This is a genomic window from Stenotrophomonas indicatrix (genome assembly GCF_002750975.1).
Taxonomy (GTDB): Bacteria; Pseudomonadota; Gammaproteobacteria; order Xanthomonadales; family Xanthomonadaceae; genus Stenotrophomonas; species Stenotrophomonas indicatrix.
This window is the reverse complement of sequence record NZ_PEJS01000001.1, coordinates 2,835,845-2,855,743: the sequence shown is the minus strand read 5'-3', so window position 1 is coordinate 2,855,743 and position 19,899 is coordinate 2,835,845. Positions and strand designations below refer to the sequence as shown.

16 protein-coding genes and 1 tRNA gene are annotated in these 19,899 nt (G+C 67.5%); 10 read left to right on the top strand and 7 right to left on the bottom strand.

Annotation, left to right across the window (positions count from 1 at the left end; translation table 11 throughout):
• Positions 1–16 precede the first annotated feature (16 nt).
• The 3 genes from CR918_RS13245 to trxA form a co-directional block, all read right to left on the bottom strand.
• Positions 17–1,651 carry a CHASE2 domain-containing protein gene (locus CR918_RS13245; RefSeq protein ID WP_033831706.1) on the bottom strand — a complete coding sequence of 545 codons (1,635 nt, stop codon included), beginning with the start codon at positions 1,649–1,651 and terminating at the stop codon, positions 17–19.
• The gene (locus CR918_RS13240; protein WP_099843242.1) at positions 1,648–3,348 is read right to left on the bottom strand and encodes a FecR family protein; all 1,701 of its coding nucleotides are present in this window, start codon (positions 3,346–3,348) and stop codon (positions 1,648–1,650) included. Before CR918_RS13240 ends, CR918_RS13245 begins: the two co-directional genes overlap by 4 nt.
• 107 nt (positions 3,349–3,455) lie before the next feature.
• Entirely contained in the window at positions 3,456–4,313 is an 858-nt protein-coding gene (trxA, locus tag CR918_RS13235) for a thioredoxin (RefSeq protein ID WP_032975060.1), read from the bottom strand.
• 153 nt (positions 4,314–4,466) lie between these two features.
• On the opposite strand from trxA, the gene CR918_RS13230 reads away from it, so the two are divergent.
• From CR918_RS13230 to CR918_RS13195, 8 genes are all read left to right on the top strand, one after another.
• On the top strand, positions 4,467–5,075 hold the full coding sequence (locus tag CR918_RS13230; protein WP_099843240.1) for a DUF998 domain-containing protein: 609 nt from the start codon (positions 4,467–4,469) through the stop codon (positions 5,073–5,075).
• Positions 5,076–5,180: 105 nt separating this feature from the next.
• The gene (gene leuS, locus CR918_RS13225) at positions 5,181–7,820 is read left to right on the top strand and encodes a leucine--tRNA ligase (protein ID WP_099844370.1); all 2,640 of its coding nucleotides are present in this window, start codon (positions 5,181–5,183) and stop codon (positions 7,818–7,820) included.
• Positions 7,821–7,959: 139 nt separating this feature from the next.
• The gene (locus CR918_RS13220; RefSeq protein ID WP_033831702.1) at positions 7,960–8,535 is read left to right on the top strand and encodes an LPS-assembly lipoprotein LptE; all 576 of its coding nucleotides are present in this window, start codon (positions 7,960–7,962) and stop codon (positions 8,533–8,535) included.
• A gap of 12 nt (positions 8,536–8,547) precedes the next feature.
• Positions 8,548–9,585 carry a DNA polymerase III subunit delta gene (gene holA, locus CR918_RS13215; RefSeq protein WP_059064761.1) on the top strand — a complete coding sequence of 346 codons (1,038 nt, stop codon included), beginning with the start codon at positions 8,548–8,550 and terminating at the stop codon, positions 9,583–9,585.
• 3 nt (positions 9,586–9,588) lie between these two features.
• Positions 9,589–10,254 (top strand): nicotinate-nucleotide adenylyltransferase, encoded by a 666-nt coding sequence (gene nadD, locus CR918_RS13210; protein ID WP_025879296.1) that lies wholly within the window; start codon positions 9,589–9,591, stop codon positions 10,252–10,254.
• 58 nt (positions 10,255–10,312) lie between these two features.
• Entirely contained in the window at positions 10,313–10,726 is a 414-nt protein-coding gene (gene rsfS, locus CR918_RS13205; protein WP_025879295.1) for a ribosome silencing factor, read from the top strand.
• A gap of 63 nt (positions 10,727–10,789) precedes the next feature.
• Positions 10,790–11,260, top strand: a complete 471-nt coding sequence (gene rlmH / locus CR918_RS13200; RefSeq protein WP_025879294.1) for a 23S rRNA (pseudouridine(1915)-N(3))-methyltransferase RlmH — start codon at positions 10,790–10,792, stop codon at positions 11,258–11,260.
• 22 nt (positions 11,261–11,282) lie between these two features.
• A tRNA-Asn gene (locus CR918_RS13195) sits at positions 11,283–11,359 on the top strand.
• Positions 11,360–11,487: 128 nt separating this feature from the next.
• Here CR918_RS13195 and arcD read toward each other — a convergent pair.
• From arcD to CR918_RS13175, 4 genes are all read right to left on the bottom strand, one after another.
• Positions 11,488–12,909, bottom strand: a complete 1,422-nt coding sequence (gene arcD / locus CR918_RS13190; RefSeq protein ID WP_099843238.1) for an arginine-ornithine antiporter — start codon at positions 12,907–12,909, stop codon at positions 11,488–11,490.
• A gap of 108 nt (positions 12,910–13,017) precedes the next feature.
• A complete protein-coding gene (locus tag CR918_RS13185; RefSeq protein ID WP_025879291.1) occupies positions 13,018–15,843 on the bottom strand; it encodes a TonB-dependent receptor in 2,826 nt (941 codons plus the stop codon).
• A 216-nt stretch (positions 15,844–16,059) separates the two neighbouring features.
• Positions 16,060–16,716: an energy transducer TonB gene (locus tag CR918_RS13180; protein ID WP_025879290.1), complete on the bottom strand. Its 657-nt coding sequence runs from the start codon at positions 16,714–16,716 to the stop codon at positions 16,060–16,062.
• 219 nt (positions 16,717–16,935) lie between these two features.
• Positions 16,936–17,673 carry an SIMPL domain-containing protein gene (locus CR918_RS13175; RefSeq protein ID WP_099843236.1) on the bottom strand — a complete coding sequence of 246 codons (738 nt, stop codon included), beginning with the start codon at positions 17,671–17,673 and terminating at the stop codon, positions 16,936–16,938.
• 130 nt (positions 17,674–17,803) lie between these two features.
• Here CR918_RS13175 and CR918_RS13170 point away from each other — a divergent pair, with 130 nt between their 5' ends.
• Together CR918_RS13170 and rng are read left to right on the top strand one after the other, a co-directional pair.
• Entirely contained in the window at positions 17,804–18,412 is a 609-nt protein-coding gene (locus CR918_RS13170) for a Maf family nucleotide pyrophosphatase (RefSeq protein WP_093821177.1), read from the top strand.
• The gene (gene rng, locus CR918_RS13165; RefSeq protein ID WP_025879287.1) at positions 18,405–19,892 is read left to right on the top strand and encodes a ribonuclease G; all 1,488 of its coding nucleotides are present in this window, start codon (positions 18,405–18,407) and stop codon (positions 19,890–19,892) included. The genes CR918_RS13170 and rng overlap by 8 nt, the downstream gene beginning before the upstream one ends.
• The last annotated feature ends 7 nt before the right edge of the window (positions 19,893–19,899 follow it).

The following is a 19,899-nucleotide window of genomic DNA, read 5'->3' as shown; positions in this document are numbered from 1 at the left end:
ACAGGCCTGCCGGGCGTTACGGTCCGGGCGTGCCGCCGTCGATCACGTAGCCGTCGCGGCCATTGTCCTTGGCCCGGTACAGCGCGTTGTCGGCGCCTTCGACGAAATGATGCGGTTGCAGGTCGCCGTCAGGCACACGGGTATAGACGCCGATGGTCAGGGTGACGCCTGTGTCGCTGCCATCGCCGGGCGGCGGCAGGGCGCGGATGCAGGAGATCAGGTCTTCGATCACCTGCCGCGCGCCTTCAACCGGGGTGTCGGGCAACACCAGTGCGAACTCGTCGCCGCCGTAGCGGGCAGCCATGTCACGGGGGCGCCGGGCATGCGCCTGGATCAGGCGGGCCACTTCGCACAGCACGCGATCGCCGACCTGGTGGCCATGACGATCGTTGTGGTGCTTGAAGTGGTCGACGTCGATCAGGGCCAGGGTCAGTGGCTTGCCACTGCGGCGTGCCGCATCGCATTCCTGTTGCAGCGACTGTTCGAAGCGCAGGCGGTTGCCCAGTCCGGTCAGCGCATCACGGTTGGCCTGGCGGTGCCAGGAGGCGATGCGCCAGGTCGCCCACGCCGTCAGCACCAGCACGACGCCGAGCAGAGCGCTGGCCGGCGCCCACCAGAGGCTGCCGGTGCGCAGCAGCAGCCAGCTCAGCAGCGGCGCGGCCGGCAGCGAGCACAGCGCAACCACCCAGGGCAGGCGCAGCCCGAGCAGCAGCACGCACATGGCCACCAGCAGGCCGGCCAGGGCGTCCTGCCAGGCGCGGGGCAACACGTTGATCTGCTTGTCCTGCAGCAGCATCGAGGCGATGTTGGCCTGGTACTCGCTGCCGCTCATCCAGTATTCGCGGGTGGTGGGGGTCAACAGGCGGAGGGCGATGCCGCTGGCCGTCATGCCCACCACGATGCGCCTGCCACGCAGCATCGAGGCATCCACGCGCCCTTCCAGCACATCGGCGTAGGACACCTGCGGCAAGCGTTCCGGTGGCCCGGCATAACGCACGCGCACGTAATCATTGCGGCGCCATTGATAGGGCGAGTCCAGCGCCGGGTCGGGGTCGGGCAGGCCCTGTGCGCGTTGCGGCGGCAGGCCGGTCAACGCCAGGCCGAGTGCCGGCCAGTGCGCCTGGCCGATGCCGGCGTGCAGGTAGGCCCCGCGGGCGACACCATCGCCGTCGACTTCAACGTCGCTGTGGCCGATGGCGGCAGCGCTGGCGGCAATCAGCGGGATCGGCAGCATCTCCTCGGCCATGCGGTCGCCGGCGGCCGGCGCGGCCAGCACCGGCAGTACCACACGGCCGTTGCGACGGATCGCCGCTGCCAGCTCGGCATCCTGGCGCGCATCGCGACGGTCGGGCTCGGACAGCATGAGGTCCAGCGCGACGCGCTCGGCACCGGCGTCGGTCAAGCGGTCCAGCAGGCGGGCATGCATCGAGCGCGGCCACGGCCACTGGCCCAGCCGCTGCAGGCTGCCTTCGTCGATGGCCACGATCAGCACGCTGGGGTCGGGGCGGTAATCCCAGCTGCCGACCATCAGGTCGTACGCGCTTTCGTCCTGCCGCCACAGCCACTGGCCATGGCTGACCACCGCCGTCGCTACACCCGCCAGCAGGGCCAGCAGGATCCGTCGCGACCACGGCAGCGGCGAGCGCCTCACAGCAACAGCCACAGCAGCAGTGCACCACCGCTGGCGCCGTAGCACAGGCGACACGGCAGCTTGACCTGCTGGGCGGGCGAGAACGGTCCAGCATGGCCGTCGTCATCGATGTACTGCACGCGGATGTGCAGCGTGCCGCGCCACGGGCGCTTGAAACTGACCTGCGGTTGATCGACGGTGGTATCGAGCAGTGGCGCGCTGAAGTCGCCGCGGCGATCGACCTGCACGCGGTAGCGCTGCCCTTCGCTTCCCGCCTGCCAGCGCAGAGTCAGCTCGCCATCGGTGGCTTCGGGCGGCTGCAGTGCCGGGTCCACCGGTTCATCGGTCAGTTGCAGCGTCAGTGCCTGGCCGTAGCGACCCTGGTGGCCCTGGTCATCACGCGAAGCGACCCGCCAGTAGTACTGGCCGGGAGGCAGCGGCTGGCCCAGGCGCAGGTCGGTGCCGCCGGTGCTTTGCTCGCGCAGCGGCTGCAGGAACTGCGGCTCGTCGGCCACCTGCAGCACGCTGCTGCTGGCACCGGGCGCCTGGCTCCAGTGGAAGCGGGGACGGTCGCTGTTGACCGCCTGTCCCTGCAGCGGGGAAATGGTCAGCGGCGGAGGCGGCTGGTCGTCGAGGACGAAATCCTCGCTGGCATCCAGGCCTTCCACACCCTGTGCATCCACCGCCCGCAGCAGCAGGCGCAGCGTTCCTGGCGGCAGCTCGCCGATCAGCAGCCGGGTGTCGGCGGTGTCGGCGGCAAACAACAGGATTTCCGGGGTGGCGGCCTGCACGACTTCCACACGGTAGTGAACGGCGCCGGTCACCGGCTCCCACGCGAGCTGGGCCGGCAGGGCTCCCAGACGGGTCGCATCGGCACGCAGGCGCGGCGCCGGCAGCAAACCGGAAACCGCTTCGGGCCCCGTTCCGCTGCCGGCGCTGCGGCTGGCTTGGCCGGGGTGCACCAGACGCTGGCCATGCGGGTTGCCGACCTGCACTTTGCCCTCCAGTACCTCGGTGGCACCGGCATGGGCATCATCGCCGGCGCTGACCCGGAACACGGTGCCGCGCACGCTGCTGGTGGCCGTAGGGGCATCGATGATGTAGCGCGAGGCCGGCCCGCGCGCAGGGGTGACCCGGTTGCTGGCGCGCCCCTGCTGCAGGCGCAGGCGGGTATCGACCATGCCGGTGCGGCCATAGCGGCTGAGCTGGTCCAGGCGCAGGCGTGAGTATTCGCGCAGCTGCAAGCGCGACGCATCGGCGAACTCAAGGGTGATGCTGGAATCGGCCTTGGTCTGGATCGCGTCGCCGATGTGCAGCTGTTCGCCTGCGCGCACGGCGCGGCTGCTGCTGCCATCGGCCGCGCTCAGTTCAACCTGCCCACGCACGGCCAGTACCCGCGCCGGGGCGGGCTCAACGCGCAGCCAGCCGATCGGGAAGCGCAGCAGTTCACCCGGCGGCAGCCGGTACGGGTTGTCGATGCGGTTGTGCTGCTGCAGCTGCTGCCAGCCGATGCTGGGCTTGAGGTAGGCCGCGCCGAGATCCCACAGGGTATCGCCGGGGCGGACCCGGTAGTTCCAGTCCTGCGCGCCGGCGAGCGCCGGCCACAGGCAGAGGGCACACAGCAGTGTGCGCAGGAAATACTTGATGAAAGACGACGAGCGGCCAACGGTCACGGATAGCTGTCCCGGCAAAGCGGGGGCGCAGCAGCAAGACCCCATGGCCCCGACCTCATCCCCCCGAACGGATCGTGGCGGCCCTGGGGGCCACCATCGCGGGCATTATTGCCCGCGTTCAGTGCAGGGATTCTGAACGATGCCGGTGCCGTTCAGAACAGCAGGGAGGCCATCCGGCGCCGCGAACGGCCGACTAGGTCTTCATCGGCGATGACGTTGAACGCATCGATCAGGGCCTTGCGCGGCAGTCCTTCCTGGAAACTGCGGTCGATCCGCAGCATCTCCAGGAACTGTTCCAGCGCAGCTTCGTCCTCGCCGGCCAGCAGCAGCTGCACACCCCGCAGGTGGCGTGCCTGCAGATCCTTGCCGTCGGCGGCGATGCGCGCATCCAGCTCCTCGGCGGGCGGGGCATCCTTCAGCGCGGCGGCGAAGGAGAGCCGGGCGCGGCCACGCACGGCGCGGTCATCGGTGGCCAGGTTGGCGGGCAGGGCATCGATCAGGGTAGCGGCCTCGTCCACGCCGCCGACCTGCAGCAGCGCCAGGGCCAGGTCGAGCTTCAGCTCATCCTTGTCCGGCTCGGCGGCGATCTGCGCGCGCAGCACGTCGACCTGCGCCTGCGGGTCCAGCGGCGCTTCGTCTTCGGCGATGGTGTCGCCGACATCAGCCGGCACAACGCCGTGCTGGGCCAGGAATTCACGCAGCTGGCCTTCCGGCAGGGCGCCGGGGAAGCCGTCCACCAGCTGCCCACCCTTGACCAGGAACACGGTGGGCACCGAACGGATCTGGAAGGCCGCCGCGATCTGCTGTTCCTTGTCCACGTCGACCTTGGCCAGCTCGAACGCGCCGTTGTATTCGCCGGCCAGCTTCTCCAGCATCGGGCCGAGGGTCTTGCACGGCTCGCACCAGGTCGCCCAGAAATCCACCAGGACCGGCGTCTGCAGCGACTTCTGCAGCACTTCCGCCTCGAAGGTGGCAGTGGTGGCATCGAATACGTAGGTCGTCTCGGTCATGGGGCATCGTTCGGCATCTGGAGACCGATTCTATGGTGACGAACCTTGCCGGTCTCAACCCTGCGGTCACGCCCACCATGAAATCGCGGACGGCTTGGCGCAGGTGCCGGCTGCCGTGACAATGGCCTGATGTTCTCCTGAAGAGTGGCTGCAATGTCCGTGGGTCGGCTGGATCGTTGGGTAGGCATGCTCGCCGCAGCCCTGTTCGTGCTGTCGGTGGCCGGCTTCGGTGCGGCCCTGCCGGACTATTCGCAGGCGATGCATCCGGTGACCTGGCTGGGCGCGCACGGCATCCCCCATGCGCTGGGCTTCAACCTGCTGGGCCTGGTGCTGCCGGGTGCACTGGCGGTGGTCGTGGCCGAGCGCCTGCGCCGGCAGCTGCCGGTGGACGCCGCATGGACGGCACGCGTGGGCAGCCAGATGCTGCTGCTGGCCGGTCTCGCCTTCATCGCGATGGGCCTGCTGCCGCTGGATTTTGAAGACCAGATGGGCATGCAGGGCCCTGCCAGCAAGCTGCACGCCAGCGTGTGGATGGTCTGGGCACTGGCCTTTGTCGCCGGCAGCGTGATGCTGGGCGCGGCACGGCTGCGGCATTCCGGCGGGCGCAGGCTGGGCCTGCTGACGCTGGCCTGCGGAATCGGTGCCGGCCTGCTGGCGTTCGGCCTGCCGGGGGTACTGCCGGCGGCGCTGGCGCAGCGGTTGGCCTTTGCCTGCTGGGCGCTCTGGCTGGCCCTGGCCCTGCCTCTGTCGCGCGGGCGCTGAGACGCTTCCCGCAGCCGCGCCGCGCGCCCGTCCGGCAGGCAGGATTGGAGCCATTTGCCGCACTGCGGTACGCTGTACCGCTTTGCCGCCGCAACCGCGTGTTACATGACCAGCGTCGAACCCAACGTTTACGATCCGCAGCAGGTTGAATCCGCCGCCCAGCAGTACTGGGATGCTACCCGTGCCTTCGAGGTCGATGAAGCCTCGGACAAGCCGAAGTACTACTGCCTGTCGATGCTTCCGTATCCGTCCGGTGCGCTGCACATGGGCCACGTGCGCAACTACACGATCGGCGACGTGATCAGCCGCTACAAGCGCATGACCGGCCACAACGTCCTGCAGCCGATGGGCTGGGACGCGTTCGGCCTGCCAGCGGAAAACGCCGCGATCAAGAACAAGACCGCGCCGGCCGCCTGGACCTACAAGAACATCGACCACATGCGCAGCCAGCTGAAGTCGCTGGGCTATGCCATCGACTGGTCGCGCGAGTTCGCCACCTGCCGCCCGGACTATTACGTCCACGAGCAGCGCATGTTCACCCGCCTGATGCGCAAGGGCCTGGCCTACCGCCGCAACGCGGTGGTGAACTGGGACCCGGTCGACCAGACCGTGCTGGCCAACGAACAGGTCATCGACGGCCGTGGCTGGCGCTCCGGCGCGTTGGTGGAAAAGCGTGAGATCCCGCAGTGGTTCCTGCGCATCACCGACTACGCCCAGGAACTGCTGGACGGCCTGGATGAACTGGACGGCTGGCCGGACTCGGTCAAGACCATGCAGCGCAACTGGATCGGTCGTTCCGAAGGCCTGGAAATCCAGTTCGATGTGCGCGACGTCGATGGCGCCGCACTGGATCCGCTGCGCGTGTTCACCACCCGCCCGGATACCGTGATGGGCGTGACCTTCGTGTCGATCGCCGGCGAACACCCGCTGGCGCTGCATGCCGCGAAGAACAATCCGGAACTGGCTGCGCTGCTGTCGGAAATGAAGCAGGGCGGCGTGTCCGAGGCCGAGCTGGAGACCCAGGAAAAGCGCGGCATGGATACCGGCCTGCGCGCCGTGCATCCGGTTACTGGTGCCCAGGTGCCGGTGTGGGTCGCCAACTTCGTGCTGATGGGCTATGGCACCGGCGCGGTGATGGCCGTACCGGGCCACGACCAGCGCGACAATGAGTTCGCCAACAAGTACAACCTGCCGATCCGCCAGGTCATCGCGCTGAAGTCGCTGCGCAAGGACGAGAGCGACTACGACGCGACGCGCTGGCAGGACTGGTACGGCGACAAGACCCGCGAGACCGAACTGGTCAACTCCGACGAGTTCGACGGCCTGGACTTCCAGGGCGCCTTCGAAGCGCTGGCCGAGCGTTTCGAGCGCAAGGCCCAGGGCCAGCGCCGGGTGAACTACCGTCTGCGCGACTGGGGCGTGAGCCGCCAGCGCTACTGGGGTTGCCCGATCCCGGTGATCTACTGCGACAAGTGTGGCGCGGTGCCGGTGCCGGAAGACCAGCTGCCGGTGGTGCTGCCTGAAGACGTCAACTTCGTCGGCACCGGTTCGCCGATCAAGGCCGATCCGGAATGGCGCAAGACCACCTGCCCGGACTGCGGCGGCGCGGCCGAGCGTGAGACCGACACCTTCGACACCTTCATGGAGTCGAGCTGGTACTACGCCCGCTACACCTCGCCGGGCGCCCGCGATGCGGTCGACAAGCGTGGCAACTACTGGCTGCCGGTGGACCAGTACATCGGTGGCATCGAGCACGCGATCCTGCACCTGATGTATTTCCGCTTCTACCACAAGCTGCTGCGCGACGCGCGGATGGTGGACAGCAACGAGCCGGCGCGGAACCTGCTGTGCCAGGGCATGGTGATCGCCGAGACCTACTACCGCCCGAACCCGGACGGCTCGAAGGACTGGATCAACCCGGCCGATGTGGAAGTGCAGCGCGACGAGCGCGGCCGCATCACCGGCGCCACCCTGATCGCCGATGGTCAGCCGGTAGTGGTCGGTGGTACCGAGAAGATGTCCAAGTCGAAGAACAACGGCGTGGACCCGCAGGCGATGGTCGGCAAGTACGGCGCCGACACCGTGCGCCTGTTCTCGATGTTTGCTGCACCGCCGGAACAGTCGCTGGAATGGAACGAAGCCGGCGTGGACGGCATGGCCCGTTTCCTGCGCCGCCTGTGGGCACAGGTGCAGAAGCACGCTGCCGACGGCGCCGCACCGGCGCTGGACGCGGCTGCACTGGATGCCAGCCAGAAGGCCCTGCGCCGCAAGACCCACGAGACCATCGGCAAGGTCGGTGACGACTACGGCCGTCGTCACAGCTTCAACACCGCCATTGCCGCGGTGATGGAGCTGATGAACGCGCTGGCCAAGTTCGAGGATGGCAGCGAGCAGGGGCGCGCCGTGCGCCAGGAAGCGCTGCAGGCCATCGTGCTGCTGCTCAACCCGATCACCCCGCACGCCAGCCACGCCCTGTGGCAGGTGCTGGGCCATGGCGAAACGCTGCTGGAAGACCAGCCGTTCCCGCAGGCCGACAGCAGTGCGCTGGTTCGCGACGCGCTGATCCTGGCCGTGCAGGTCAATGGCAAGCTGCGCGGCACGATCGAGGTCGCCGCCGATGCCGCGCGCGAACAGGTTGAAGCGCTGGCGCTGGCCGAGCCGAACGCGGCCAAGTTCCTGGAAGGCCTGACGGTGCGCAAGATCATCATCGTCCCCGGCAAGATCGTGAACATCGTCGCTGCCTGATGTACCTGGCACCGGCCGCCATCGTGGCGGTCGGTGCGTTGTCGCCACGCCGGGCACGCCCGGCCGATGGCCCTGCGTTCACGCGGCCTCGGGCACCCTGTCTGTTGCCGTGATCGCCCGGCTCCGCCAGACTGTCTCCATGACCCGAATCCTGCTTGCCCTCGTTCTCGTCCTCGGCCTCGCCGGCTGCGGTTTCCACCTGCGCAACAAGCTGATGCTGCCGACCGACACGGCGCCGGTGAAGGTGGTCTCCACCGCGCCCTACAGCGAGTTGGTCAAGCTGTTGAACCGCAGCCTGCTGGCATCCGGTGCGCGCTTGGCCGATGAGGACAGCGAGGGCCCCAATGCCCAGCTGCAGGTGCTGTCCGAACGCTGGGGCGACCTGCCCATCGCGATCGACTCGCAGGGCCGCGCGCAGGAATACAGCCTGCGCTATGCGGTGATCTTCATCTTCCGCCGCGAAGATGGCAGCGAACTGGTGCCGCAGCAGGTGATCGAACTGTCGCGCGACTACGTGTCGCCGCCGACCGACGCCACCGGTACCACCACCGAGCGCGAGATCCTGGCCGATGAACTGCGCCGGGAAATGTCGGCCTCGATCATCCGCCGCATCGACAGCGTGGTCCGCGCCGAACTGGAAAAGGGCGGCAGCCTGTCGGCGCCGAAACCGGTCGAGCACGATCCGGTCGAGCCCGCACCCGCCGTCCAGCACTGAGCCGGGCGCCTGATGGAACTGCGACCGGAACAGCTGGCCGGGCAGGGCGCTGACACGGCGCTGGCGCCGGTCTACCTGATCGCCGGTCCGGAAACGCTGCGTGTGCTGGAGGCAGCTGATGCCGTGCGTGCCCGTGCACGTGCGGCCGGCATCGACGAGCGCGAAGTGTTCGATGCCGATGGCCGTGATTTCGACTGGAACCAGCTCGACGCCAGCTTCAATGCCCCCAGCCTGTTCAGTGCCCGCCGCCTGGTGGAAGTGCGCCTGCCCAGCGGCAAGCCGGGCAAGGACGGCGGTGAGGTGATCAGCCGGTTCTGCGCCAACCCGGCGCCGGACGTGATCCTGATGATCACCGCCAACGAATGGAGCAAGGCCCACCAGGGCAAATGGGCCGAGGCGGTGAACCGCGTCGGCGTGCTGTCGGTGGCCTGGGCCATCAAGCCGCATGAGCTGTCGGACTGGATCGAACGGCGCCTGCGCAGCAGGGGCCTGCGCGCCGAACCGGCGGCCGTGCAGCGCTTGGCCGAACGCGTGGAAGGCAACCTGCTGGCGGCTGCGCAGGAGATCGACAAGCTCGTATTGCTGGCCGACGGCCAGACCCTGGACGTGGAACGGATGGAGTCGCTGGTGGCCGATGCTGCCCGCTACGACGTGTTCCGGCTGGTGGAAGCCACCTTCTCCGGCCAGCCCCAGGCGGTACTGAGGATGCTGGCCGGGTTGCGCGGCGAAGGCGAGGCCGTGGCCGCGCTGATGCCGATCGTGATCCGCGAGCTGTTGGCCGGTGCCGGCCTGGCACGGGTACAGGCACGTGGCGGCAATCTAGCGGCGGAGATGAAATCCCGCGGTATCTGGGAATCGCGGCAGGCGCCCTACAAGCGCGCGCTGCAGCGGCACCCGGAAGGCAAGCGCTGGGAGCGTTTCGTGGCCGAAGCAGGGCTGGTTGACCGCATCGCCAAGGGCCGCGCAGACGGCGATGCCTGGCTTGCGCTTGAGCGCCTGCTGGTGGCGGTGGCCGAAGCGCGTGCGGTGCGCCTGCTCGCCCGGGCCTGATCCATGAGCCTTCGGATCTATTACGGGGGCACCTTCGACCCGGTGCATCTGGGCCATCTGGCAATCGCGCGCGCCGCGCGCGATGAACTGCAGGTGGCGGTGCGCATGCTGCCTGCCGCCGACCCGCCGCATCGCGCGGTACCGGGCGCGACCGCCGAGCAACGCTGCACCATGCTCGGCCTGGCCATCGGCGATGAACCGGGCCTGCTGCTGGACCGTCATGAGCTGGATCGGGCCGAGCGCTTCCCTGGCCGACCTTCCTATACCGTCGATACCCTGCGCGAATTGCGGGCCGAACTTGGCCCCAGCCGCCCGCTGGCGTGGCTGGTGGGGGCCGACAGCCTGCTGGGCCTGCCCAGCTGGCACGAGTGGCAGGCGCTTTTCGGTCTGGCCCATTTCATCGTTGCCGAGCGGCCCGGCAGCCCGCTGCGGGCCAGTGTCGACGGCGCGCTGGGTCAGGCCACCGAGGGGCGCTGGGCCGACAACGAGCAGGCCCTGTTCACCAGCCCGGCCGGCCGCATCCTGCGCCTGCACCACCCGCTGCGGGTGGAATCGGCCAGTGCCGTGCGCGCCCAGATCGCCGCGGGCGGCCCCTGGCGGGCCATGCTGGCACCGGCGGTGGCCGACTACGTTTCTGGCCATGGCCTGTACCGCCCCGCCACCTCGTGAATACGGTTGCCGCGCTGTGCCCGTATAATCGCCCCCACGTTTATCGAGTCGACCCGCTTTGAGCAACCAGACCCAGCCCCAGACCATCAAGGTCGATCTGCCCAGCCCGCCGCCCTCCGTGCCGGAACTGCTGGCCAGCGTCCGTCAAGCCACCGAAGACCTGAAGGCCAAGGACCCGGTCGAGATCGACGTACGCGGCAAGTCCAGCGTCGCCGACTACATGGTGGTCGTATCGGGTACTTCGACCCGCCATGTGAAGTCCATCGCCGACGAAGTCGTGCGCTTCGCCAAGAACATCGACGTCATGCCGCTGGGTGTTGAAGGCGAGCGTGAAGCCGAATGGGTGCTGGTCGACCTGGGCGACGTCATCGTGCACGTGATGCTGCCGCGCGTGCGCGAGTTCTACGCGCTCGAACGCCTGTGGACCGTTGGCGACCAGCCGCCGTCCTACGATGACGACGAAGTGGCCTGAGCCATTCGTTGATGCAGTTTTCGACGGCGCCGATGGCGCCGTCGACGTTTTGGAGGAATGTTGATGAAAGCCCGCCTGATCGCCACCGGCGAACGCGCGCCCAGTTGGGTGGCGCAGGGGTTCGCCGAGTACCAGAAGCGGCTCTCGCACTGGCTGCCGTTCGAGCTGGTGGAGATCGAGCCCGGCCTGCGTGGCAAAGGGCGCGACGCACGTCGCGCCACCGAGGACGAGGGCAAGCGGGTGATCGCTGCGTTGCCGAAGAATGCCTATGTCGTTGCACTGGACGTACCGGGCCGCCAGCTCAGTTCCGAACAGCTGGCGCAGCGCCTGGAGCACTGGCGTGGACAGGGCAGGGACCTGGCGTTCCTGATCGGTGGCCCGGAAGGGCATTCGCCGGAAGTGTCTGCGCTGGCCGACGAAAAGTGGTCGATCGGCCCGCTGACGCTGCCGCACATGCTGGTGCGGCTGGTGGTGGCCGAGCAGTTGTATCGCGCTGCTGCGATGTTGGCCAATCACCCCTACCATCGCGCGTGAAGAGTCGTTATACTGGCGGTCTGCCCGAATAGCTCAGCCGGTTAGAGCACTTGACTGTTAATCAGGGGGTCGTTGGTTCGAGTCCAACTTCGGGCGCCACATTCAAGAGGCCTGCATCGCAAGATGCAGGCCTTTTTTGTGGTGTCGCGCCGTGCAGTCGCGTGCGGCGGTGGATCCACCCCATGCGTGGATGCATGGCGCGAGATCCTCCGACAACAGACACGGGACTACAAGGTCAGCGCGCCACGGGCGAACGCCACCAGCGTAGCGATCGCCACCACCAGGATCGCGCCGAACAGCACCCATTCCCAGCGCGTGAACACCCGCTCGCCGCGCTGGCGTCGAGTCAACGCGTACAGCACTACGCCCGGCACATACAGCAGTACCGACAGCAGCAGGTTGTCCAGGCCACCGGCATACACCAGCCACAACGCATAGGCGCTGGCCAGCAGCGCGACGATGAAGTCGCGCCAGCGGGCGCCGGCCGCGCTGGCGTATGCCTCGCCCTGCCAGGCCAGCTTCACACCGAATGCGCTGGACAGGAAGTACGGCACCAGGCTCATCGACGCCGCCAGCAGCACCAGGCTGGTGTAGCTGCCCGAATTGAACAGCACCAGCAGCAGGAACAGCTGGATCAGGCCATTACTCAACCACAGCGCATTGGCGGGCACGCCGCGCGCGTTCTCGCGGCCGAGAAAGGCCGGCATCGTGCCATCGCCAGCGGCGGCAAACAGCACTTCGGCGCACAGCAGCACCCACGCCAGCAGCGCGCCCAGTACCGAGATGATCGAGCCGATGATGATCACCGTCGCTCCCCATTCGCCAACGATCGCGCGCAGCACATAGGCCATCGAGGGATTGGGCAGGCCGGCCAGTTCGGCCTGCGACAGCACGCCCATCGACAGCAGGCTGACCAGCACCAGCAGCAGCCACACGCCGATGAAGCCGATCACGGTGGCGCGGCCGACATCGGCGCGTCGTGCCGCGCGCCGCGAATAGATGCTGGCACCTTCGATGCCGATGAACACCCACACGGTGACCAGCATCATCCCGCGCAGCTGCTGGCCCATGTCGCCCAGCGCGGGAGCGCCGAAGAAGTCGGCGCGGAAGACGTCCATGCGGAACGCACCGGCCGCCAGGACCAGGAACAGCGCGATCGGCACCAGCTTGGCCACGGTGACCAGGCCATTGATGATCGCCGCGGTACGCAGGCCGCGCAGTACCAGCAGGTGCACGGTCCACAGCAGCAGCGACGATGCGGCGATGGCGGCCGGTGTATTGCCTTCGCCGAACACCGGTGCGAAGTGGCCGAGACCGCTGAAGATCAGTACGAAGAAACTGGCGTTGCCGAGTACCGAAGCGACCCAGTAGCCCCACGCGGCGGAGAAACCGATGTAGTTGCCGAAGCCTTCGCGCGCATACGCATAGATGCCGGTGTCCAGGTCGGGGCGACGATTGGCCAGGGCCTGGAACACGAAGGCAAGCATCAGCATGCCGGCACCGCTCACCGCCCAGCCGATCAGCGCGGCGGCCGGGCCGGCGCTGCGCGCCACGTTCTGCGGCAGCGAGAAGATGCCGGCGCCCACCATCGAACCAACCACCAGCGCGGTCAGTGCGGCCAGGCCAAGGCGTTGAGTGGAGGAGGGCATCGCGCCTGTCGCAGGAGAAGGTGCCCCCATGATGGACGCTGACGGGTGTGTAGAAAAGCAAAGGCCCGGGCGTGAGCCCGGGCCTTTGCGGGTGACGCTGCAGCAGGATTACTTGAAGGTGTACTTGGCGCCGACGGTGAAGTAGCGACCAATGGCACCGCTGAAGTGCAGCGGGTTGTAGTTCACGCCACCGTAGGTGGTCGGATCGAGCGGAGCGATGCGATCAAACACGTTGGCCACCGAGGCGTTCAGCTCGAAGGCTTCGGTGATGTTCCAGCGGCCGGACAGGTCGAAGGTGGTGAACGAGGAGATCTTGGTGACGTCGGTACCGTCGGCATAGGAGAACTGGTACGAGCCGTCCGGACCACGGAAGTCCTTGTTGTCCATCTTCGAGATGTAGTTGGCAACGCCGCTGACGCTCCAGTTGCCCTGCTTCCAGGTGGTGCCGAAGTTGATGCGGTCCTTCGGCGTGCCGATGCAGTTGGTCACGTCGCAGTTGCCGTGGGTACCGGCGTAGTCGACGGTGACGTCAGCGTCGGTGCGCTCGAACTTGAGCACGTGGCTCCACTGCAGGTCCATCTCCAGCTGGCCCGGACCGATGTCGAAGGTCTGGCGGATATCAGTGTCGATACCGCGCACGCGGGTGGAGGCCGCGTTGATGTACGCGGTGTTGACCGCCAGGATGCTGCCGGTGCCAGCAATGCCGTTGATCAGGTCGATGTCACGCAGCACGTTGCCGGCGGCGATGGCATCAGCGGTGGCGCCCTGGGCGATTTCGTTGGTGCGCTTGATCTGCCACGCATCGACGGTCAGCGAGGTGCTGGAGGTCGGCTGCAGCACGATGCCGACCGAGTAGCTCTTGGACTCTTCCGGCTTCAGGTCTTTGTTCGGACGGGTGATGATCGCCACCGGCCGCGAGCTGCAGTTGGTGCCGACATCGGCAGCCGGGCTGGCGGCGCAACGCACCGGATCGCGGGCGTTGGAGAAGGCAGCCAGGCCACCGTCACCGTTCTCGGCCGGGTTCGGCGCGCGGAAGCCTTCGGCGTAGCTGGCGCGCAGGGCGATCCAGTCTGCCGGGGTCCACTTCACGCCCAGCTTCGGCGTGGCCTTGCCTTCACCGCTTTCGTACTTGTCGTAGCGCATGGCGGCCGACAGTTCCAACTGCTCCAGCACTGGCGCGGACAGCTCGACGTAGCCGGCATACACGTTCTGGGTGCCGTCATAGGCCGAATAGCCCAGGCCGATGATGTCACCCTGGTCGGTGTAGGTCTGCGGGGTCAGGCTGTTGCTGGTCTTGCGCCACTCGGTACCGAAGGCCAGGCCCAGCGGGCCGCCCTTCAGGTCCATCAGGCTGCGCGAGATGGTGAAGTCGAACATGTCCAGGCTGGACTTGGCGCGTGCGCTGATCTGCGGCGAGATGTAGTCGTACAGCGCCTGAGAGTTGAGGTTGGCGTTGTCGCCGATGCGCCACACGCCGCCGGCGCAGTTCGGGTTGCCCAACGCACACTGCACAGCGCTGTAACGCAGGAAGCCGGTGCGCTTGTTGGTCAGGTCGGTGCCCGAGTGCAGGTAGGCGGTGTCGTAGCTCCAGTCACCCCAGTTGCCCTTCACGCCCACCAGCAAGCGGTTGAACTCGTTGGTGTTGTTGGTCACGCGCGGACCGACATCCCATGCCGAATAGCGCAGGCGCGAGGCCTGGCCCTGGATCGGGTTGTCCGGGTGGGTCGGCGACAGCACCACAGCACCCGGACCGCTGCTGGCATTGCGCGGACCTTCCGGGTAGCCCCAGCTGCCGGACACGCCGGACGGGGTGTTGCTGAAGGTGGTTTCCTTCTTCGAGTAGCCGATCTCGGTGTAGACCTCGCCGCCTTCGCCGAAGGCGAAACTGGCACGGCCGAACACGTTGACGTACTTCTCTTCAGGGGTGAGGTCGCGGTACTGCTGGTTCGGATCCCACAGGCAGCCCTGGGCAGCCACTGAAGCGTCGGTCTGGCCACCGATGGTGGTCAGGCCCTGGCAACCCGGCAGCGGAACCAGCTGCGCGGAGGTGCCAGGCGGAACGCGGTCGTCGAACACCGAGCCGTTCGGACCGACACCGCCGCTGGTGCGGTTATTGAGGTAGGCGCCACCCAGGAACTGGGCATTGTTGCCATAGCCCCACGGACGGATGTCGCCGGTGCCGATCCACTTGCGGTTCTTGCGGTCGCTGATCTTGATCGCGTCGGTCTTGCCGACATCCAGGCTGAAGAACGCATTCCAGCCATCGGTGGCCAGATCGCCGGTACCGGCGGTCAGGGTGGCCTTTTTGGCATTGCCGTCGCCATCACCGGAGGTGCCGTAGGAGGCACGCAGGATGCCGCCCTGGAAGTCGCTGCGCAGGATGATGTTGACCACGCCGGCGATGGCATCGGAGCCATAGATCGCCGAGGCGCCATCCTTCAGCACTTCCACGCGCTCGACGGCGTCGAGGGGAATGGTGCTGAGGTCGGTGAACACCTTCTGGCCGTCATCGGCCAGGCCATAGGTCGCCATGCGGCGGCCGTTCAACAGCACCAGCGTGGAGCCGGCACCGAGGCCGCGCAGCGAAATGCCTGCGCCACCACCGGCGAAGCCGTTGCCGAAGGTCTTCGGGATCGAACCGGAACCGTCAGCGGTCAGGGTCTGCAGGTACTCGGCCACCGTGGTCTTGCCGGTGCGATCGATTTCCTGGCGGGTCACGACCTGCACCGGCGACGGTGTTTCGGTGTTGGTGCGCGGGATGTTCGAACCGGTGACGGTGATCCGGTCAAGGTTGGTGGCCTGTTCCTGCGCGAATGCAGAAGAGGAAGCCACGGCCCCGGCGAGCAGCAGGGCGCCGCCGGTAAGGATATGGGTGATGGACGTTGCCAGGTGGTTGCGGCGGCGGCTGGCGGGCCGTTGGATCGGGTGTTTCACAGCTTCTCTCCTGACTGGAAAACTCGAGCATTGAGGGCTGTCTCCGGTGTGTCCCGGGACGCGTCAATCTAGGTTTCCGGCAGGTGACGGAGGTGTGAAGTTTTACTAAATTCGTAACGGTTTTCCAACGAAGTTCAAATAACCGGGCAGCTTGGCCCTGTTCGGGCCCATTCACCGTTGTGACCGGCCCGGCGAGCTGCCGGGCCGGTCCGTGGCTCAGTCGGGCAGGGAAAACTGCACGGGCACCATGCCGATGGCGGGAACGGCCATGCCATCACGCTCGGCCGGCACGAAACGCCAGTGGCGCAGCACCTGCTGGCGGGCGGCCTGGTCCAGGCTGCGCGAGCCGCTGCTGCGTTCGATGCTGACGTTCACCGGCTGGCCACTGGGGTCCACTTCCACCCGCAGCAGCACCGTGCCCTGTTCGTGATTGCGCAGGGCCTGGATCGGGTAGCTGGGCGGCGGGTTGCTGCGGTACTGCAGCTGGGCGCCGGCCAGCGGCGTGGACGGAGCAATGGTCGGCGCAGCCTGCACCGCGGTCGGCTCGGCCGCCGGCAGGATGATGCCCTGGGCCTCCTCGACGGTCGCGGTGGGCGTCGGCAGCGGTGCGGGCACCGGCGTGGCCTGCCGCTTGTGCACCACCTCCACCTTTTCAGGCTCGGTCGGCACCGGCAGCGGCTCGATCGGCTTGGGCTCTTCCCTGGGAATGAACCGTACCGTGGTCTGATCGCGCGGCAGCGCGGTGATGGCCTGGTAGGTCGCCGGGATCAGCAACAACAGGAACGCGAGCAGATGCAGGGCGATGGCCGCACTCCAGGCGGCAACGCGGGCGGGATCGAAGTGCAGGGGTACTACGGGATACGTACGAACCATGGTCCACCTCCATGCCAGTGTCGAAGTCCTCAACGCACCAGGGCCGCCATCGGGGTTGCCGCACGCGGCTGGCAGTCAATCATTAGCGCGCCGCCTCCACCACTGCCTAGAGGCAGGGGCGGCAGCGTTGAGCTGGCCTTCATGTAACGCTGCCGGCACGACGGCGGTGGAAACGAAAACGGCGCCCCGCAGGGCGCCGTCGGTTGAACGGAAGGCGCCTCAGCGGCCCAGTTCGAACACCACGTCCAGGTTCACCGAGACGGTCGACTCGCCCGGGGCGACCGGGGTGGCCTTGTCCATTGCCATGCCGGCGGCCTGCGCACGCATCATCGGCATCGGGCGGAAACCGCCACCGGCGTTCTCGGAAATGCTGACAATGCGCCGCACCTGCAGGCCAAGCGACTTGGCATAGGTCTGGGCACGGGCCTGGGCCTTCTTCAGTGCCGCCAGGCGCGCTTCGTCATAGACCGGCTCGGGCTGGTCGATCTCGAACTGCGGGCCGTTGATCTGGTTGGCGCCCTGCGCGGCCAGCACGTCCAGCACCTTGCCCAGCTTGGCGATGTCGCGGACCTTCAGGCTGACGGTGTTGCTGGCCTGGTAGCCGGTGATCTTCGGGGCTTCGTTGTCGGCATAACGGTACTGCGGGTTGAGGCTGACGCCGCTGGTCTGCACGTCGCGCTCGGCGATGCCGGCGGCCTTGATCGCAGCCAGGACCTTGTCCATCTGCTGGGCGTTCTGACGCATGGCGCTGTTGCCGTCGGCGGCCTGGGTGACCACACCGGCCGACAGCGTGGCCACGTCCGGCACGCGGGTGGCTTCGGCGTTGGCCGAGATGTTCAGCAGGGTGCCTTCGGCCGCGGCGGCGATCGACGGCGACGACGGGTCGGCATGGGCGGTCATCGAAGCTCCAAGAGCGAGGGACAGGGCAAGCAGCAGCGGGGTGGCGGTGCGACGCATGGGATCTCCTTGTTGTGGCGGTGAGGGTGGTGTCGTAGCGATGAACGCGTTGTGAGTCCGTTCGGGGTTGCAGGCGCCGGGGAAGGATTGTCCGACGATTCAGGTACCGGCGTCAGGTTATGCTGTGTCGATGCTCTATCTTGCTTCCCGCTCCCCCCGACGCAACCAGCTGCTGGCCCGACTCGGACACCCTTTCCAGGCGTTGGACCTGGAGGTCGTCGAGCAGCGCGCGGCCTCTGAAAGTGCCCAGGACTATGTCTGCCGGGTCGCCGCCGACAAGGCGCGCGCCGGCCTGGCACGGGTGCTGGCCGATGACCCGCAGGCGCGGGTGCTGGGCTCGGATACCGAAGTGGTGCTCGATGGCGAAGTATTCGGCAAGCCGGCCGACGCCGCCGACGCGCGGGCGATGCTGGCACGGCTGGCCGGGCGCACCCATCAGGTGATGACCGCCGTGGTGGTGGTGGACGCGCGCGGGCTGGACAGCGAACTGGTTGTTTCCGAGGTCACCTTCGCCGCCATCGAGTCCGCCGACATCGCTGCCTACGTCGCCACCGGCGAGCCGCTGGACAAGGCGGGTGCCTATGCCATCCAGGGCGGTGCCGAGCGCTGGATCGAACACCTTTCCGGCAGCTACTCCGGTGTCATGGGGCTGCCGTTGCTGCATACCGATCGTCTGCTGGCCCGCTGCGGCGTGCTGGCCCCAACTGCTGATGCCGCCAGGGAGGCTGCCGATGTCTGAGGAAATCCTGGTCAATGTGACCCCGCGCGAAACCCGGGTCGCGGTGATCGAGAACGGCATGCTGCAGGAACTGCACATCGAGCGCGGTTGGCGCCGGGGTGTGGTCGGCAACATCTACAAGGGCAAGGTGCAGCGGGTCATGCCAGGCATGCAGGCGGCATTCGTCGAAGTGGGCCTGGAGCGCGCCGCGTTCCTGCACGCCAACGACGTGGTGCGGCCGGCGCCGGTGGCCAGCGCAGATACCGAGAACACGACCCTGCCGCCGCCGTCCAGCGTGCCGATCGTGGAGCTGCTGCGCGACGGCCAGGACATCGTGGTGCAGGTGGTGAAGGATCCGATCGGGACCAAGGGCGCACGCCTGACCACCCAGATCAGCATTCCCTCCCGCTACATGGTGCTGCTGCCGCAGTCGAAGGTGGTGGGCGTGTCGGCGCGCATCGAGGACGAAGGCGAGCGCGCGCGGCTGAAGGCGCTGGTGACCGAACTGTCGGCCCAGCACGGCGGCTACGGCTACATCGTGCGCACCAATGCCGAAGGCCAGCCGGCCGAGGCCATCGCCGAAGACATCGCCTACCTGTCACGGGTGTGGAACGTGGTCGAGCGCCGCGGCCGCGAGGCGGCGTCGTGCAGCAACATCTATGAAGACCTGAGCCTGCCGCTGCGTTCGGTGCGCGACCTGATCCGCAAGGACGTGGACAAGGTGAAGGTGGACTCGAAGGAGACCTTCGCCCAGCTGCAGGCGTTCGTGGCCAAGTACATGCCGGTGCTGGCGGAGAAGATCGAGCTGTACAGCGGCGATCGTCCGATCTTCGACATGTTCGGGGTCGAGGACGAGATCGGCCGTGCGCTGGACAAGCAGGTACCGCTGAAATCCGGTGGCTACCTGGTGATCGACCAGACCGAGGCGATGACCACCATCGACGTCAACACCGGCTCGTTCCTCGGCCAGCGCAACCTGGAAGAGACGGTGTTCCGCACCAACCTGGAGGCCGCGCAGGCGGTGGCCAGGCAGCTGCGCCTGCGCAACCTGGGCGGCATCATCATCATCGACTTCATCGACATGGATGACGCCGAGCATCGCCGCCAGGTGCTGCGCACGCTGGAAAAGGCGCTGGCCCGTGACCATGCCAAGACCACGGTGTACGACTTCTCGCCGCTGGGCCTGGTGGAGATGACCCGCAAGCGCACGGTGGAAAGCCTGGAGCGCCAGCTGTCGGAAACCTGCCCGCAGTGCAGTGGCCGCGGCACCATCAAGACCACCGAAACGGTGACCTACGAGATCTTCCGCGAGATCACCCGCGCGGTGCGCCAGTTCGATGCCGCGCGCCTGCTGGTTATCGCGTCCAGCAAGGTGGTGGCGCGGATCACCGATGAGGAATCCACGGCCGTGGCCGAGCTGGAGGAGTTCCTCGGCAAGAGCATCCGCTTCCAGGCGGACGAGCAGTACCTGCAGGAGCAGTTCGATGTTGTTCTGCTCTGATCCAGGC

Bases quoted from the DNA above. Each gene is read 5' to 3' on its own strand.
- CR918_RS13240 (WP_099843242.1), bottom strand. From the start codon at position 3,348: ATGGGGTCTTGCTGCTGCGCCCCCGCTTTGCCGGGACAGCTATCCGTG.
- trxA (WP_032975060.1), bottom strand. From the start codon at position 4,313: ATGACCGAGACGACCTACGTATTCGATGCCACCACTGCCACCTTCGAG.
- CR918_RS13230 (WP_099843240.1), top strand. From the start codon at position 4,467: ATGTCCGTGGGTCGGCTGGATCGTTGGGTAGGCATGCTCGCCGCAGCC.
- leuS (WP_099844370.1), top strand. From the start codon at position 5,181: ATGACCAGCGTCGAACCCAACGTTTACGATCCGCAGCAGGTTGAATCC.
- CR918_RS13220 (WP_033831702.1), top strand. From the start codon at position 7,960: ATGACCCGAATCCTGCTTGCCCTCGTTCTCGTCCTCGGCCTCGCCGGC.
- holA (WP_059064761.1), top strand. From the start codon at position 8,548: ATGGAACTGCGACCGGAACAGCTGGCCGGGCAGGGCGCTGACACGGCG.
- nadD (WP_025879296.1), top strand. From the start codon at position 9,589: ATGAGCCTTCGGATCTATTACGGGGGCACCTTCGACCCGGTGCATCTG.
- rlmH (WP_025879294.1), top strand. From the start codon at position 10,790: ATGAAAGCCCGCCTGATCGCCACCGGCGAACGCGCGCCCAGTTGGGTG.
- arcD (WP_099843238.1), bottom strand. From the start codon at position 12,909: ATGCCCTCCTCCACTCAACGCCTTGGCCTGGCCGCACTGACCGCGCTG.
- CR918_RS13180 (WP_025879290.1), bottom strand. From the start codon at position 16,716: ATGGTTCGTACGTATCCCGTAGTACCCCTGCACTTCGATCCCGCCCGC.
- CR918_RS13175 (WP_099843236.1), bottom strand. From the start codon at position 17,673: ATGCGTCGCACCGCCACCCCGCTGCTGCTTGCCCTGTCCCTCGCTCTT.
- CR918_RS13170 (WP_093821177.1), top strand. From the start codon at position 17,804: ATGCTCTATCTTGCTTCCCGCTCCCCCCGACGCAACCAGCTGCTGGCC.
- rng (WP_025879287.1), top strand. From the start codon at position 18,405: ATGTCTGAGGAAATCCTGGTCAATGTGACCCCGCGCGAAACCCGGGTC.